Origin of the sequence: Kocuria carniphila (assembly GCF_004136555.1) — a bacterium.
Taxonomy (GTDB): domain Bacteria; phylum Actinomycetota; class Actinomycetes; order Actinomycetales; family Micrococcaceae; genus Kocuria; species Kocuria carniphila.
Map to the genome: position 1 here is coordinate 22653 of NZ_NOIT01000016.1, position 15909 is coordinate 38561.

Genomic DNA, 15909 nt, shown 5'->3' on the forward strand with positions numbered 1-15909 from the left:
CCAGGCACCACTATTTGTCTTGAAAGGACGCCCACCATCATGAAGCGCACTCTTTCGCTAACCGCAGCGGTCGCCGCTTCCGCCCTGGTCCTGACCGCTTGCGGTTCGGGCGGCGGTGCCAGCCAGTCCGAGGAACCCCAGGAAGTCTCCGTGGGGATCGCTCAATTCGTGGAACACCCCTCGCTCGATGCCGCGCGAGAAGGTTTCGTAGCCGCCTTGGAAGAAGGCGGCTACAAGGAAGGCGACAACCTGAAGTTGGACGTGCAGAACGCCTCCGGTGACCAAGCCACCGCGACCAACATCGCCTCCAACTTCGCGTCGTCCGATAACGACTTGATCCTCGGTATCGCGACACCCACCGCTCAGTCCCTGGCACAAGCCGTGACCGACAAGCCCGTCCTGTTCACCGCCGTCACCGATCCCGTGGACGCCGGACTCGTGGACTCCATGGACGCGCCCGGAGCCAATATCACCGGTACGACCGACATGAACCCGGTCGAGGACCAGATCAAACTCATCAAGCAGTTCAAACCGGACGCCAAGTCCGTGGGCATCATCTACAGCTCCGGCGAGACCAACTCGCAGATCCAGGTGGAAGAGGCCAAGAAGGCCGCCGAAGCGGAGGGTCTGACCGTGGAGGAGAAGACCGTGACCACCACCGCGGAGGTCGCCCAGGCCGCGGAGTCCTTCAACACCGATTCCATTTACGTCCCCACCGACAACAAGGTGGTGGCCGGCCTCGAAGCAGTGGTCGGCGCCGCCGAGTCCAAGAAGATCCCGTTGATCGTGGGTGAAGGTGACTCGGTGGAACGCGGTGGTCTGGCAACCGAGGGCATCAGCTATGAACAGCTCGGCAAGCAGACCGGGGAAATGGCCCTTCGCATCATCGAGGAGGACGGCGACCCCGCCGAGATGGCCGTGGAATCCCAGAAGGAGACCCACTTGATCATCAATGCCGAGGCCGCCAAGGCCATGGGCATCGAGGTCCCCAAGGCACTGCTTGATTCCGCCGATGCAGTGATCCGGTAACCATTCATGATCGCCGGAATCGAACTCGGCCTGATCTACGCCGTGATGGCCCTGGGCGTCTATCTCACGTTTCGTGTGCTGGACTTCCCGGACCTCACGGTGGATCAGTCCTTCACCACTGGGGCCGCCACCGCGGCCATGATTATCCTGGGTGGTGGCAGCCCCTGGCTGGGCACCATCGCGGGATTCTTCGCCGGTGCGCTCGCGGGTCTCATCACGGGTCTGCTGCACACCAAAGCCCACATCAACGGCTTGCTGGCGGGTATTTTGACCATGACCGCCTTGTACTCCATCAACCTCAGAGTCATGGACAGCAAGGCCAACCTGGCACTGCTGCGCGAGGACACCGTATTCACCCCGCTGCGCGAAGCCGGGTTGCAGGGATCCGTGGTGGGAGTGCTCCTACTGCTCGCCGGGGTGCTGCTGGTCAAGGTCCTGCTTGACTGGTTCCTCTACACGGACGCCGGCTTGGCCATGCAGGCCACCGGTGACAACCCGGACATGATCCGTTCCTTTGGCGTGAACACGGATAACCAGAAAATTCTCGGTCTGTGCCTGTCCAACGGCATGGTCGGCTTGTCCGGTGCGCTCGTGGCTCAGTACCAGGGTTTTGCGGACATCGGCATGGGTATCGGCCTGATCGTCGTGGGCCTGGCTTCCGTGATCCTGGGTCAGGGCATCTTCGGAACGCGCACGGTCATCATTGCCACCGCGGCCGTGATCTTCGGGTCCGTGCTGTACCGACTGGTGATCACCGCGGCCCTGCAGCTGGGTCTGAACCCGTCCGACATGAAGCTGATCTCCGCCGTACTGGTGGTCATCGCGTTGGTGCTTCCGCAAATGACGTTCTTCAAGCGGTGGAATGCGCGCCGCAAGGACCGCGAGGCACGCAAGGTCCAGGCCGGCGTCGAACCCGGCGTGGGGACACCCGCTACCGTGGGCGGTCGCACAGGAGAGGGGCAATAAACCATGTTGACCATCACCGACGTGCGGAAAACGTTCTTCGCCGGAACCGTCAATGAACGCGTGGCTCTGGACGGCGTGAGCCTGACCGTGGAACCGGGAGATTTCGTGACCGTGATCGGCTCCAACGGCGCCGGTAAATCCACGATGTTGAATACGGTCTCCGGGTCGATCATCCCGGACTCCGGCAGCATCCAGGTCTCCGGCGAACCGGTCACCAAGCTCGGGGAACACAAGAAGGCCCACTGGATCTCTCGCGTGTTCCAGGACCCCATGAAGGGTTCCTCGCCCAATCTGACCATCGAGCAGAACATGGCCATTGCGTCCCGCCGCGGCAAGTCTCGCCGACTGTCCATGGGCGTGACGCGCTCGCGGAAACAACAGTTCCGGGACGAGCTGGCCAAGTTGGAACTCGGGTTGGAGAACCGGCTGGGTGCCAAGGTGGGGTTGCTGTCCGGCGGCCAACGCCAGGCACTGTCCCTGCTCATGGCAACGTTCTCATCACCGGAGATCCTGCTCCTGGACGAGCACACCGCGGCCCTGGATCCCCAGCGCGCCAAGCACGTGACGGAACTGACCGAGCGCATGGTGTCCGAACAGAACCTCACCACCATCATGGTCACCCACAACATGGAACAGGCCCTGCGCCTGGGTAACCGGTTGATCATGATGCACGAGGGCAAGATCCTGTTCGAGCTGAACGAGGAGCAGAAGGCCAGATCGACCGTGTCCGATCTGCTGTCGGAGTTCCAGAAACTGCAAACGGTCAGCGGGGAACCCACACTTGATGACGCTACGCTGCTAGAAACAGTCCGCGTCACCAAAGAAGGAAAACCGTAGTCATCGTGAACACGAACAGGCGCCAGCGCACCACATCAGTCATCTCTTTGGCGGGTCTGCTGGCCCTGTTCGTGTGCATCTTCACTCTTCCTCCGGCCCTGGTACACCTCGGGCGGGCGGCGTCAGAAAGTGCATCGGTGCCCCTGACCGGCACCGCACTGGCCACGATCATCGTGGGCTTCGGCACGCTTCTGATCGGTGGGGTGCTGAGCATCATCGGCATGGCGCGGAGGCGTACCACGGCCCCGGTGCACAACCCGGAGGATGACTACGTGGCCGAGCAGTTCGGCGAGGGGGAGATGCTCCACGACTACGACCCCATGGAGCTGAATCCGCACCTTCGGGCGCGGCAACGACACGGCGATAACGAGCGCTGACGAACGAAACCCCCGGGCTGTTGCTCCGGGGGTTTCTTCGTGGTGCAGCGTGCATAACCGGTTGCATCGACCGCGCTGAGGCGAGGGGCGGGGCCCGACCGCCGAGTGGGCGTTGTTGGGTACGAGGCCGAACCGCGACGGAAGAGGACCGCGCGGGGCGGGGGAGCGGCGTCGTCGACGGAAAAGGCGCGTTAAACGAAAAAGTGCCCGCGATAGGAATCGAACCTACGACCTTCTGCTCCGGAGGCAGACGCTCTATCCCCTGAGCTACGCGGGCGGGGGCTGTCCTGCGGGTCCGTGAACCGGGCCGTGAACAACTCGATCGATATTAGCAGGTTCGTCACGGCAGGCGAATTGACTCGAATCGGTGGGTGCCGTTCGTCCCGTTACACTGGTGCGGTGACTCCTGAAGAACTTTCCGCTGCCGTATCCGCATGCCTGCACGACGCCCTGGCCGCCGGTGATTTGACCCTGATGGACGGTGCAGAGCTTCCCGAAGCGAAGATCGAGCGTCCCAAGAATCGTGAGCACGGGGATTGGGCCACCACCGTGGCCATGCAGGCGTCCAAGAAATTCGGTCGTAAGCCGCGCGAGATCGCCGAGATCCTGGTCGAGCGCCTGAGCGCAGTTCCCGGCGTGGCCGCCGTGGACATCGCCGGTCCCGGATTCCTGAATATCAAGCTCGACGCCGCCGCGGCCGGTGAGCTCGCGCAGTCGATCGTCGAGCAGGGCGCCTCGTTCGGCACCTCCGAGGTATTGAGCGGCACCGCCATCAACCTGGAATTCGTCTCCGCAAACCCCACCGGCCCCATTCACCTGGGTGGCACCCGCTGGGCCGCAGTGGGTGACTCGCTGGCCCGCATCCTGCAATCGCAGGGCGCCCAGGTCACCCGCGAGTACTACTTCAACGACCACGGTGCGCAGATCGACCGCTTCGCCCGGTCCCTGCTGGCCCGCGCCCGCGACGAGGACGCACCCGAGGACGGCTACGGCGGACAGTACATCTCGGACATCGCGCAGCGCGTGCTGGAACAGCACCCGGACGCCTTGGAATCCGAGGATCCGCAGGAAGTCTTCCGCGCCAACGGCGTGGAGCTGATGTTCCAGGAGATCAAGTCTTCGCTGCACGAGTTCGGCGTGGACTTCGACGTGTTCTTCCACGAGAACTCCCTGTTCGAAGGCGGACAGGTCGAGCAGCTGGTCGAGCAGCTCAAGGACTCGGACGCCATGTACTTCAAGGACGGCGCCTGGTGGCTGCGGTCCACGGACTACGGCGACGACAAGGACCGCGTGGTCATCAAGTCGGACGGCAATGCCGCCTACATCGCCGGTGACATCGCCTACTTCAAGGACAAGCGCGGCCGCGGAGCAGACCTGTGCATCTACATGCTGGGCGCGGATCACCACGGTTATGTGGCCCGCCTGAAGGCCGTGGCCGCAGCCCTAGGGGATTCCCCGGAGCGCGTTGAGGTGCTGATCGGTCAGATGGTCAATCTGGTCCGCGAGGGCGTGGCCGTGCGCATGTCCAAGCGCGCCGGCACCGTGGTGACCATGGAGGACCTCGTGGAGGTCGTGGGCGTTGACGCCGCACGCTACTCCCTGACCCGCTACTCGGTGGACTCCAACATCGACATCGACCTGGATGTGCTGACCAAACGCTCCAATGAGAACCCGGTCTTCTACGTGCAGTACGCCCACGCCCGCACGTGCGCCGTGCAGCGCAACGCAGAGGCCGCCGGTGTCCGTCGCTTCACCGAAGAGGGCGCCAGCACGTTCGACGCCGCTCTGCTGGATCACGCCCGCGAGGCAGACCTGCTCGCCGCGCTGGGACAGTACCCCTCCGTGGTCGCCCAGGCCGCCGAACTGCGTGAACCGCACCGAGTGGCCCGCCACCTGGAACTGCTGGCCGGCACATACCACCGCTGGTACGACGTGTGCCGCGTGGCACCGCAGGGCGACGGCCCGGTCGAACCCGTACACAACTCTCGCTTGTGGCTCAATGACGCCGTGCAACAGGTCCTGGCCAACGGCCTGGCCCTGTTGGGTGTCGGCGCGCCGGAACGGATGTGATCTCGTGAGCTCAGTAGACAACGCCCACCAACTCGCTCCTGGATGGCTGACCGTCCCCGAGGGCAACGCCACGCTGGACCCCAAGGTCTTCACCGAGCAGTACGCCCGGGATGATCGCGGGTGCGTCACCGTGGACGGTGTGTCCGTGGCCGAGTTGGCCGAACGTTACGGGTCACCGAGCTACGTGATCTCCGAGGACACCTTCCGCTCTCGCGCCCGGGGTTTCCGCGAGGCCTTCGAGGCCGCGTTCACACCCATGGGCATTGACGTGGAGGTCTACTACGCGTCCAAGGCGCTGCTGAACACCCACGTGGCACGGTGGGCCCAGGACGAGGGGCTCAACGTGGACACCGCGTCCGGCGGGGAACTCGAGGTCGCTCTGCGCGCCGGAGTGGACCCTTCCAAGATCGCGTTGCACGGCAACAACAAATCTGCCGCGGAAATCACCCGAGCGCTGGATACCGGCGTGGGGCGCATCGTGGTGGACTCCCTTCCGGAGATCCAGCTGGTCGCGGACCTCGCCCAGAAGCTTGCTGTGCGCGCTCCCATCATGTTGCGTGTGACCCCGGGTGTGCACGCCTCGACCCATGAGTTCATCGCCACGGCCCACGAGGACCAGAAGTTCGGACTGTCGCTCAACCCCTCCGTTGAGGGGGAGGACTCGCCCGCTCTGCAGGCCCTCGCCCAGTGCGTGGCGTTGCGCGAGCACCTGGACCTGCGCGGACTGCACTGCCACATCGGATCCCAGATCTTCGCCGCGGAAGGCTTCGGCCAGGCCGCCGAGCGCGTGCTGGCCCTGCGCGAGACTGTTGCCGAACGCTGGTCCACGGTACTGCCCGAGCTGGATCTGGGTGGCGGTCACGGCGTGGCCTACACGAGTGCGGACGAACCCCGCACGGCCGAGTCCATTGCCACAGACCTCGCCGAACACCTCGCCGGACTGCTCGAGAACTCTGAGCTCCCGCTACCGCACCTCTCCTTCGAGCCCGGCCGGTTCATCGCGGGTCCGTCCGGGGCCACGGTGTACACCGTGGGCACCGTGAAGACCGTGACGGTCAGCCCCGGCGTGGAACGTCGCTACGTGTCCGTGGACGGCGGCATGAGTGACAACGCCCGCCCGGTGCTCTACGACGCCGATTACACGGCGGTACTCGCCAGCCGCGTGTCGGACGCCGAACCGGTGCTCACTCGCGTGGTCGGGAAGCACTGCGAATCCGGTGACATCGTGGTGCGGGACGTCTACTTGCCGGAAGACGTCACGGCCGGTGACCTGCTGGTCGTACCCGTGACCGGTGCGTACTGCTGGGCGCTGTCCAGCAACTACAACTGGCTCACCCGACCTGGAATGATCAGCGTGGATGCCCAAGGACAGGTCCAGGTTCTGATCCGAGCCGAAACCGTCGACGATCTGCTGGCCCGGGACACCGGCGCGAGCGCCGAATAAGCCCCCAAGGAATATCAGGAGCAATGACTACTTCAGCGACTTCGCCCCAAGAGACTCCCCACTTGAAGGTCGCCCTGCTGGGCGCCGGCACCGTGGGTTCCCAGGTAGCCCGCGTGCTGCTCGACGCCAAGGACGAACTGGCCATGCGCTCGGGCGTCACGCTCGATCTCGTGGGCGTGGCCGTGCGCGACATGGACGCCAAGCGTGACTACGACATTCCGCGCGAGCTGCTGACCACGGACGCGGATTCCGTGATCGACGCCGCGGACATCGTGGTGGAGTTGACCGGCGGCATCGAGCCCGCCCGCACCCGCATCCTGCGCGCCCTCAACGCTGGCACCACCGTGGTGACCGGTAACAAGGCGCTGCTCGCGGCTCACGGCCGTGAGCTCCAGGACGCCGCCGCGGCGTCGGGCTCGCAGCTCTCCTACGAGGCCGCCGTTGCGGGTGCCATCCCGATCGTGCGTCCCATGCGTGATTCGCTGGCCGGTGACAAGGTCACCCGCTTCCTGGGCATCATGAACGGCACCACCAACTTCATCCTGGACCAGATGGACACCACGGGCGCCGCCTTCGACGACGCTCTGGCCGAGGCCCAGGAGTTGGGTTACGCCGAGGCAGACCCCACCGCCGATGTCGAGGGTCACGACGCCGCCGCCAAGGCCGCCGTGCTCGCCTCGCTCGCCTTCCACTCGACCTTCACCCTGGACGACGTCCACTGTGAGGGCATCACCGCGGTCACCGCGGAGGACGTCGCGACCGCGGCCGAGGCGGGTTACGTGATCAAGTTGCTGTCCGTGGGGGAGCGCACCGATGAGGGCGTGAACCTGCGCGTCAACCCCGTGATGATCCCTCGCAATCACGTGCTCGGTGGAGTGCACGGCGCGTACAACGCCGTATTTGTGGAGGCCGAGAACGCCGGCTCGCTCATGTTCTACGGCCAGGGCGCCGGAGGTGAGCCCACGGCGTCGGCCGTTCTGGGTGACCTGGTGTCCGCCGCTCGCGCGATTGCGCGCGGTGCCGAGGGCATCCCGCTGAGCGATCACGCCAAGCTGCCCGCCGTGTCCATGGACAACGTGACCACGCGCATGGCCATCACCGTGACCGTGAAGGACCGCTTGGGTGTGCTCGCTCAAATCGCCCAGGTCTTCGCGGACCATGGCGTGTCCATCTCCACCATGCATCAGACCGAGGATCCCAAGGATCAGGCCATCTCCGTGCTGCGCCTGGTGACCCACACGGGTCGTCACCGTGATCTCATGGACACCGTGGGCGCACTGCGTGAGTTGCCCGTGGTGGCCGAGGTGCTCTCGGTGATCCCCGTGGAGACCGGCGACTAAGTCCACCGCCCCGCGGGGCCGTTCATAAACTTCAATGGGTGGTGAACGCCGCCCACCGTCACACAGCGTCGAGGAGAACCGGCATGGCACACGTCTGGCAGGGCGTCATCAACGAGTACAAGGACCGCTTGCCGGTCACCGAGGCCACCGAGGTCATCACCATGGGTGAGGGTGGCACGCCGCTGATCCAGGCTCGTGCCCTGTCCGAACTGACCGGCAGCTCCGTGTGGCTCAAGTTCGAGGGCATGAACCCCACCGGTTCCTTCAAGGACCGCGGCATGACCATGGCCATCACCAAGGCCAAGGAGGAGGGTGCGGAGGCCGTGGTGTGTGCCTCGACGGGCAACACCTCCGCCGCCGCTGCGGCCTATGCCAAGCAGGCGGGGATGCGCTGTGCCGTGCTCGTGCCCGAGGGCAAGATCTCGATGAGCAAGATGTCCCAGGCCGTGGCCCACGGCGCGGACATCATCCAGATCGAAGGCAACTTCGACAACTGCCTGGAAGTCGCGCGCAAACTTTCCGAGTCCTATCCCGTGTTCCTGGTGAATTCGGTCAACCCGTACCGCATCGAGGGCCAGAAGACCGCGGCCTTCGAGGTCGTGGACACCCTGGGCGACGCCCCGGACATCCACGTGCTCCCGGTCGGTAACGCCGGCAACATCACCGCGTACTGGAAGGGTTACAAGGAGTACGCCTCCGAGATCCCGGCGACCTCCGGTGAAATTCTGGATGCCGTGTCCACTCACACGCCCACCATGTGGGGCTTCCAGGCTGCTGGCGCGGCACCGCTCGTGCTGGGTCACCCCGTCACCGAACCGGAGACGATCGCCACCGCCATCCGAATCGGCAACCCCGCTTCGTGGGACACCGCCATTGCGGCCCGTGACGAGTCCGGCGGTCTGATCGATTCCGTGACGGACGAGCAGATCATCGAGGCCCACCGCTGGCTGTCTTCGCGCGAGGGCGTGTTCGTGGAGCCCGGTTCGGCCTCCGGTGTGGCCGGCCTGCTCAAGAAGCAGCGCGCGGGCGAGGTGCCCAGCGGCAAGACCATCGTGATCACCGTGACCGGTCACGGCCTCAAGGACCCGCAATGGGCCATCAAGGGTGCCGAGGCCGAGGACGCCAGCGCGGTGGAGCCCAAGCGCGTTCCCTTCGACGTGGTCCCCGTGGCCGCAGCCTTGGGGTTGGAGTGACCGAGGTCGTGAACGAGCAGGTAGTCGCCGCACCGGGCACGAGCGTGTCGGTGCGGGTCCCCGGATCCACCGGAAACGTGGGTCCCGGTTTCGACACCCTGGGACTGGCCCTGGGTTATTACGACGAGCTCACGGTCACCCGCATCGAATCCGGTCTCGAATTCGAGCTCACGGGTGAAGGGTCGGAGAACGTGCCCCACACCGCGGATCACCTGGTGGTCCGTTCGATGCAGGCAGTGTTCGACGCCGCCGGGGCCGGTTCCCTGCCCGGGTTGCGGTTAAAGGCGCACAACCAGATCCCGCACGGTCGTGGCATGGGATCCTCGGCCTCGGCCGTGGTCGCCGGGGTGCTGGCCGCCAACGCATTGCTCTCTGACACCGCACGGCTGGATGATCGCACCATCCTGCAGGTGTGCTCCCAGCTCGAGGGGCATCCGGATAACGTGGCCCCCACCCTGTACGGGGGACTCACCGTGTCCTTCGAACAAAACGGCGAATTCGTCAGCGTGCCCGTGCATGTGCACGAGAACGTGATTCCGATCGTGGCCATCCCGGACTTCGAGGTGGCGACCTCAGTGGCCCGCGGCCTGCTGCCCGATACCGTTTCGCATCGCACCGCTGCGGTCACTGCCGGTCGTGCTGCACTGTTGGTCGAGGCGCTGAGCAACCGTCCCGAGTACCTGCTTCCGGCCACGTTCGACCTGCTGCACCAGCCCTACCGTGCCCAGGCCATGGGCCCGAGCTTCGAGCTCATGACCCAGTTGCGCGAGCGCGGATTCGCGGCGCTGATCTCCGGTGCCGGACCCACCGTTCTCACTCTGGCCAACGGCCCCGAAGCGGCGGAACAGGTGGTTGCGGCTATCGATGAGATTACCGCGGATGCGGATTCCGCGGCCCATACCCACAACAGTGAGGACGTGTCGTGGCGTGTTATGGCGCTACGCGTACCGGCCGAGGGTGCTAAAGTGGGCGTATCCACGCAATAGGCCCTGGGTTCGCCCACGCGGTTCAAGCGGAGTCCCGCATTCGAGTCAGCAATCGTGACCGGGCGTCACTTTTGTTTGAATGCGTCGCCTCAATGCGATTCCTTTTCTTGCTGACCAGGTCACTTCTCTCATGTGACCGGCACTGGTGCATCAAGGGGATCAGAGGACCTCATTGCTGATTTCTCGCGTGCACTCTGCACGCAATCAACGTGGCCCGCAGTTGGCGGCCCACAACAATATCGTCGGGTCAGTGTGCGATGTCATCGCCACGGCCCCCATCGAGTCAGAAGGAACCTTCGTGACAGAAACCACCGCCCCCGAACAGGGAACGGAAAACTCTAAGCCCCAGAACACTGGTTTGTCCGGGCTGAAACTTGCACAGTTGCAGGCTCTCGCCTCCCAGCTGGGCATCACCGGCGCTCGTCGCATGCGCAAGTCTCTGCTCGTGGAGGCCATCGAGGCCCACCAGCGCGGCGGCGCCGTAGCCGAACGCGACAAGGCCGTGGAGGAAAAGATCTCGGAAACCGCGCGCAAGGCATCGACCCGCCGTGCGTCGTCGTCGGATTCCGCGCCTTCCCAGGACGCACCCCAGGAAGGCAACGCGTCGGAGCAGGACGAGAAGTCCGCTGACTCCGCCAAGGACTCCGCGAACCAGGCCGAGGACCAGAAGAACGAGTCCCAGGGCGACAACCGCTCGGGACAGAACGAACGTCAGTCCGGCTCGCGCCGCTCCCGCCGCGCTTCCGCCTCCGGCCGCGGGGATCGTTCCCGTAACCAGAAGGCTTCGGACCAGCAGGACAACCAGGACCAGCAGTCCAAGGACTCCGGCCAGGAGAACCAGGGCGAGCAGTCCGAGAACTCCCAGAACGAGCAGAACGAGGACTCCAAGGATTCCTCGAACCGCGGTAACCGCAATCAGCGCTCCCGCGGTAACCGCAACGATCGTAACGACCGCAACGACCGCAACGATCGTGGCGATCGCAAGGACGGCAACAACTCGCGCGACGAGAAGTCCGGGTCCAACGACCAGGACAACGCCTCCCGTGACGACAAGGGTTCACGCGACGACAAGCAGGACTCCAACCGCAAGGACTCCTCGCAGGACGGCCAGAACCGCAAGGACGGTAACGAGCGCAACGACCGCGGTAACCGCAGCCGGAACGATCGCAATGACCGGAACAACGACGGCAACGACCGTGACGGCAATTCGCGTCGTAACCGCCGCAACCGCAATCGAAACGATCGCAATGACCGCAATGATCGCAACGAGCGTCGCAATCGCCGCAGCCGCAACAACGGTCCGGACGTCGACGACATCGAGATCACCGAGGACGACGTCCTGTTGCCCGTGGCGGGCATCCTGGACGTGCTCGACAACTACGCGTTCGTGCGCACCTCGGGTTACCTCCCGGGTCCGTCGGACGTGTACGTGAGCCTGTCCCAGGTCAAGAAGAACAACCTGCGCAAGGGCGATGCGATTGTGGGTGCCATTCGCGCACCTCGCGAGGGCGAACAGAACAACAGCTCCCGTCAGAAGTTCTCCGCGCTCGTGCAGTTGACCTCCGTCAACGGTCGCAAACCGGAGGAGAACAAGGACCGCACCGAGTTCTCCAAGCTGGTTCCGCTGTACCCGCAGGAGCGCTTGCGCCTGGAGACCGAGCCCAAGAAGATCGGTCCCCGCGTGGTCGATCTGGTGGCTCCGATCGGTAAGGGCCAGCGCGGCCTGATCGTGTCCCCGCCCAAGGCCGGTAAGACCCTCATGTTGCAGGCGATCGCCAACGCGATCACCACCAACAACCCCGAGGTGCACCTCATGATGGTGCTCGTGGACGAGCGTCCCGAGGAAGTCACCGACATGCAGCGCACGGTCAAGGGTGAGGTCATCGCCTCGACCTTCGATCGTCCCGCGGACGATCACACCACGGTGGCCGAGCTGGCCATCGAGCGCGCCAAGCGCCTGGTGGAGATGGGTATGGACGTGGTGGTCCTGCTGGACTCCATGACCCGCCTGGGCCGCGCGTACAACCTGTCCGCTCCCGCGTCCGGACGCATCCTGTCCGGTGGTGTGGATTCGGCAGCGCTGTACCCGCCCAAGAAGTTCTTCGGCGCCGCTCGTAACATCGAGAACGGTGGCTCGCTGACCATCCTGGCCACGGCGCTCGTGGAGACCGGTTCCAAGATGGACGAGGTCATCTTCGAAGAGTTCAAGGGCACCGGCAACATGGAACTGCGCCTGTCCCGCCAGCTCGCGGACCGTCGTATCTTCCCCGCCGTGGACGTCAACTCTTCCGGCACCCGCCGCGAAGAGAACCTGCTCTCCGCGGACGAGATCAAGATCATGTGGAAGCTGCGTCGCGTGCTGTCCGGTCTGGAACAGCAGCAGGCCCTGGAACTGCTCACCAACAAGTTGCGTGACACGCAGTCCAACACGGAGTTCCTGCTGCAGGTCCAGAAGACCACGCTGGCCAACGGCAAGGACTAGCGAGAACTTCTCGCTGTCCCGTTCCACCCGTCGATAGGAGACCCTTCAATGTCCGATCCCGTTCAGCCGCTGCTGGATGAGCACGCTCAGCTGCAGCGCGAACTGGCGGATCCCGCCGTGCACGCAGATGCGGGCAAGGCCCGCAAACTGGGCCGGCGGTACTCCGAACTCAACGGCATTGTCGAAGCCCATCGACGGGTGGAACAGCTTTCCGAGGACCTCGAAGCCACGCGCGAGCTCGGCAGCGAGGACCCGGAGCTGGCTTCAGAGATCGCCCCGCTCGAGGCCGAACTGGAAGCCGCCCAGGAAGTGCTGCGCCGCAAACTGATCCCCAGGGATCCGGATGACGGTCGCAACGTGATTCTGGAGATCAAGGCCGGTGAAGGCGGGGACGAGTCCGCCCTGTTCGCCGGTGACCTGCTGCGCATGTACATGCGTTACGCGGAGTCGCTCAAGTTCAAGACCGAGGTGCTCTCGTCCACCCCCACCGAGTTGGGCGGTTACAAGGACGTGCAGCTCGCGGTGAAGTCCAGCTCCAACGACCCCGAACACGGCGCCTGGGCCCGCTTGAAGTACGAGGGCGGCGTGCACCGCGTGCAGCGTGTGCCGGCCACGGAATCCCAGGGGCGCGTCCACACCTCGGCCGCCGGCGTCCTGGTGTTCCCGGAGGTCGACGAGCCCGACGAGATCGACATCAGCCAGAACGACCTGAAGATTGACGTCTACCGATCCTCCGGCCCCGGTGGTCAGTCCGTGAACACCACGGACTCCGCCGTGCGCATCACCCACTTGCCCACGGGCATCGTGGTGGCCATGCAGAACGAGAAGTCCCAGCTGCAGAACCGTGAGGCCGCCATGCGCGTGCTGCGGGCGCGCATCCTGGCGCACCAGCAGGAGCAGATCGACGCGGAGAACGCCGCCGTGCGCAAGTCGCAGGTGCGCACCGTGGACCGTTCCGAGCGTATCCGCACCTACAACTACCCCGAGAACCGCATTGCGGATCACCGCACGGGGTACAAGTCCTACAACCTGGATCAGGTGCTGGACGGCGCGCTGGAACCCGTGGTGAACTCCGCCATCGAGCTGGACGAGAAGACCCGTTTGGAACACCTAGGCCAAGACCAGGCTGGACAGCAGGACTGACCGGCGGTGGAAGCTACCCTTGCCCAGGCTCTGCGATGGGCGCACGGTGAGCTTGCGGGTGCGGGAGTTCCGTCACCTGACACGGACGCCGTGCTTCTCGCGGCGCACCTCATGGGGCTGAGCAGGGGAGAGGTCGAGGCCAAGGCCATCCTGGGCGCTCCCGAACCCGCGGGTTACCGCGAGCTGGTGGCCCGCCGCGCGCAGCGCATCCCCCTGCAGCACCTGACCGGCAAGGCCCCGTTCCGCCAGCTCGAACTGTCGGTAGGCCCCGGGGTGTTCGTGCCCCGCCCGGAGACCGAACTCCTGGTCCAGCTGAGTCTCGATGAAGCTCGGCTGTGGCGAGAGGCCGGTGTTCCGCATCCCCGCGTGGTGGATCTGGGAACCGGTTCCGGCGCGATTGCCCTGGCCATCGCCACGGAAGATCCCACCACCCGCGTGTTCGCGGTGGAAAAAGAGGATGCGGCCGTCGAATGGGCGCAACAGAATCTGCGAGGCTCCAAGGTCACGCTCACGCAGGCCGACTACCGGGAGTACGACCCCGAAAACGCCGGGACTTTCTGTGTCGTGGTGAGCAATCCGCCCTACGTTCCCCCCGAGGACATTCCCGCGGATCCCGAGGTCAGGGACTACGATCCGCCCGCGGCCCTGTACGGGGGAGATGACCACGGCATGGCCCTGCCATGCGCTGCCATGGACACCGCCGTACGGTTATTGCGTCCCGGTGGAGCATTATTCATGGAACACGCCGAGTCCCAGGTGGATGCCATGGAGCGTGAACTGTCCGCTCGTGGTTTCGTGGAGATCCAACTACATTGCGACCTCGCGGGGAAACCGCGTGCCACGGGCGCGCGCCGGCCCGGCGTAGAGTCCGATTCCACCTCCGACCAGCACCAGACGTTGAGCTAAGGAGACGCTCGTGAGTGCCACGTACAAGTGCGCAGACCAGGAATCCATGGTCGCCGCGATTGATCACGCAGCCCGTGTGGTCGCGGACGGTGAGTGCATCGTCATGCCCACGGACACCGTGTACGGCATCGGTTGCGATGCGTTTTCCCCCATGGGCGTCCAGACGCTGCTCGGCGCCAAGGGCCGTACCCGTCAGATGCCGCCGCCCGTGCTGATCGCCGACCCCGGCGTTCTGGCCGGACTGGCGGATCAGGTTTCGGACGACGCCCGCGCGCTGGCCGATGCGTTCTGGCCCGGTGCCCTCACGCTCGTGTGCTGGGCTCAACCCACGCTGGGCTGGGATCTCGGCGAAACACACGGCACCGTGGCCCTGCGGGTCCCGGACGACGGCGTGGCCCGGCAAGTTCTCGAGCGCATCGGCCCCATGGCGGTCTCCTCCGCCAACCTCACGGGCATGCCCGCCGCGCTCACCGCCGATGACGCCCAGGAGATGCTCCAGGATCGGGTGGCGCTCTACCTCGACGACGGCGCTCGGCCCACCGCCGAGCACCAGGCGGAGAATCCCAGCGGACTTCCGTCCACGATCGTCGACTGCACCGGTGACGTGCCCGTGGTACTGCGCCTGGGTGCCATCGGGCTCGACGAACTTCGCTCCGTGGTGCCCACCGTGGACGGCGGTGACGTTGCGGCGGACCACTCGACCGAGGCGCCGACCGAGCGTTCGGAACACGGTGAGAGCGCCGAACAGCACGGAACAGAGGCGCCAAGTCACGCTGCAGTCGAGGAGACGGAGAGCGCAGCGGGGGAGGCCGAGACCACCGAGACCGGAGCGGCGTCGTCGCCGTCGCACGCGGAGGCGGAACGCACGATCGACCGCTGGCGGCAGCAGAATGACCTCGGCGAAGGACGGGTGCGTGGCACCACGGCCGAACCGCTGGTCGAACCGGGTGCTCCCGAGGCGGAAGTTGCCAGGGCGCTCGTACAGAATTCGGCGGCAAAACCCGGCGCCCGCGTGGATCAGAACCGCAACCGCGCGGACGCATCCCAGCCGAAATGGGGAGGCACCGCGGCGTTGAGCGTGGACGAGGCCAGCCAACTGGTCAACGGATCCTGACGTATTCCGCGCAACACGCCGT

13 protein-coding genes and 1 tRNA gene are annotated in these 15909 nt (G+C 65.3%); 13 read left to right on the forward strand and 1 reads right to left on the reverse strand.

Features of this window, described 5'->3' with window-relative positions; all coding sequences use genetic code 11:
- Nucleotides 1-39 precede the first annotated feature (39 nt).
- From EWV37_RS12135 to EWV37_RS12150, 4 genes are read left to right on the forward strand one after another with little or no spacing between them, the layout of a single operon-like run.
- Nucleotides 40-1029, forward strand: coding sequence for an ABC transporter substrate-binding protein (locus tag EWV37_RS12135; protein ID WP_095797366.1), 990 nt, complete (start codon nucleotides 40-42; stop codon nucleotides 1027-1029).
- A 6-nt stretch (nucleotides 1030-1035) separates the two neighbouring features.
- Entirely contained in the window at nucleotides 1036-1995 is a 960-nt protein-coding gene (locus tag EWV37_RS12140) for an ABC transporter permease (RefSeq protein ID WP_129701870.1), read from the forward strand.
- A 3-nt stretch (nucleotides 1996-1998) separates the two neighbouring features.
- Entirely contained in the window at nucleotides 1999-2832 is an 834-nt protein-coding gene (locus EWV37_RS12145; RefSeq protein ID WP_095797364.1) for an ABC transporter ATP-binding protein, read from the forward strand.
- 5 nt (nucleotides 2833-2837) lie between these two features.
- Entirely contained in the window at nucleotides 2838-3209 is a 372-nt protein-coding gene (locus EWV37_RS12150; protein WP_238663250.1) for a hypothetical protein, read from the forward strand.
- A 204-nt stretch (nucleotides 3210-3413) separates the two neighbouring features.
- Here the strand turns inward: EWV37_RS12150 and EWV37_RS12155 are convergent.
- Nucleotides 3414-3486: transfer RNA gene (locus EWV37_RS12155), tRNA-Arg, on the reverse strand.
- A 122-nt stretch (nucleotides 3487-3608) separates the two neighbouring features.
- On the opposite strand from EWV37_RS12155, the gene argS reads away from it, so the two are divergent.
- From argS to EWV37_RS12200, 9 genes are all read left to right on the forward strand, one after another.
- The gene (argS, locus tag EWV37_RS12160; RefSeq protein WP_129701872.1) at nucleotides 3609-5279 is read left to right on the forward strand and encodes an arginine--tRNA ligase; all 1671 of its coding nucleotides are present in this window, start codon (nucleotides 3609-3611) and stop codon (nucleotides 5277-5279) included.
- Nucleotides 5280-5283: 4 nt separating this feature from the next.
- Complete coding sequence (lysA, locus tag EWV37_RS12165; RefSeq protein ID WP_129701874.1) at nucleotides 5284-6723, forward strand: diaminopimelate decarboxylase; 1440 nt, start codon at nucleotides 5284-5286, stop codon at nucleotides 6721-6723.
- A 23-nt stretch (nucleotides 6724-6746) separates the two neighbouring features.
- Nucleotides 6747-8063 carry a homoserine dehydrogenase gene (locus tag EWV37_RS12170; RefSeq protein ID WP_129701876.1) on the forward strand — a complete coding sequence of 439 codons (1317 nt, stop codon included), beginning with the start codon at nucleotides 6747-6749 and terminating at the stop codon, nucleotides 8061-8063.
- An 83-nt stretch (nucleotides 8064-8146) separates the two neighbouring features.
- Nucleotides 8147-9256, forward strand: a complete 1110-nt coding sequence (gene thrC / locus EWV37_RS12175; RefSeq protein WP_129701878.1) for a threonine synthase — start codon at nucleotides 8147-8149, stop codon at nucleotides 9254-9256.
- An 8-nt stretch (nucleotides 9257-9264) separates the two neighbouring features.
- Nucleotides 9265-10242 (forward strand): homoserine kinase, encoded by a 978-nt coding sequence (gene thrB, locus EWV37_RS12180; RefSeq protein ID WP_129701880.1) that lies wholly within the window; start codon nucleotides 9265-9267, stop codon nucleotides 10240-10242.
- Between the two features lie 298 nt (nucleotides 10243-10540).
- Nucleotides 10541-12724, forward strand: a complete 2184-nt coding sequence (gene rho / locus EWV37_RS12185; protein ID WP_129701881.1) for a transcription termination factor Rho — start codon at nucleotides 10541-10543, stop codon at nucleotides 12722-12724.
- 48 nt (nucleotides 12725-12772) lie between these two features.
- On the forward strand, nucleotides 12773-13867 hold the full coding sequence (gene prfA / locus EWV37_RS12190; protein WP_016997419.1) for a peptide chain release factor 1: 1095 nt from the start codon (nucleotides 12773-12775) through the stop codon (nucleotides 13865-13867).
- A 6-nt stretch (nucleotides 13868-13873) separates the two neighbouring features.
- Complete coding sequence (gene prmC, locus EWV37_RS12195; protein ID WP_129701882.1) at nucleotides 13874-14773, forward strand: peptide chain release factor N(5)-glutamine methyltransferase; 900 nt, start codon at nucleotides 13874-13876, stop codon at nucleotides 14771-14773.
- 10 nt (nucleotides 14774-14783) lie between these two features.
- On the forward strand, nucleotides 14784-15887 hold the full coding sequence (locus tag EWV37_RS12200) for an L-threonylcarbamoyladenylate synthase (RefSeq protein ID WP_238663251.1): 1104 nt from the start codon (nucleotides 14784-14786) through the stop codon (nucleotides 15885-15887).
- Nucleotides 15888-15909: the final 22 nt, after the last annotated feature.

What these genes read in the sequence shown, in the direction of transcription:
- EWV37_RS12135 (WP_095797366.1), top strand. Translation starts at nt 40, where the DNA reads ATGAAGCGCACTCTTTCGCTAACCGCAGCGGTCGCCGCTTCCGCCCTG.
- EWV37_RS12140 (WP_129701870.1), top strand. Translation starts at nt 1,036, where the DNA reads ATGATCGCCGGAATCGAACTCGGCCTGATCTACGCCGTGATGGCCCTG.
- EWV37_RS12145 (WP_095797364.1), top strand. Translation starts at nt 1,999, where the DNA reads ATGTTGACCATCACCGACGTGCGGAAAACGTTCTTCGCCGGAACCGTC.
- EWV37_RS12170 (WP_129701876.1), top strand. Translation starts at nt 6,747, where the DNA reads ATGACTACTTCAGCGACTTCGCCCCAAGAGACTCCCCACTTGAAGGTC.
- thrC (WP_129701878.1), top strand. Translation starts at nt 8,147, where the DNA reads ATGGCACACGTCTGGCAGGGCGTCATCAACGAGTACAAGGACCGCTTG.
- prfA (WP_016997419.1), top strand. Translation starts at nt 12,773, where the DNA reads ATGTCCGATCCCGTTCAGCCGCTGCTGGATGAGCACGCTCAGCTGCAG.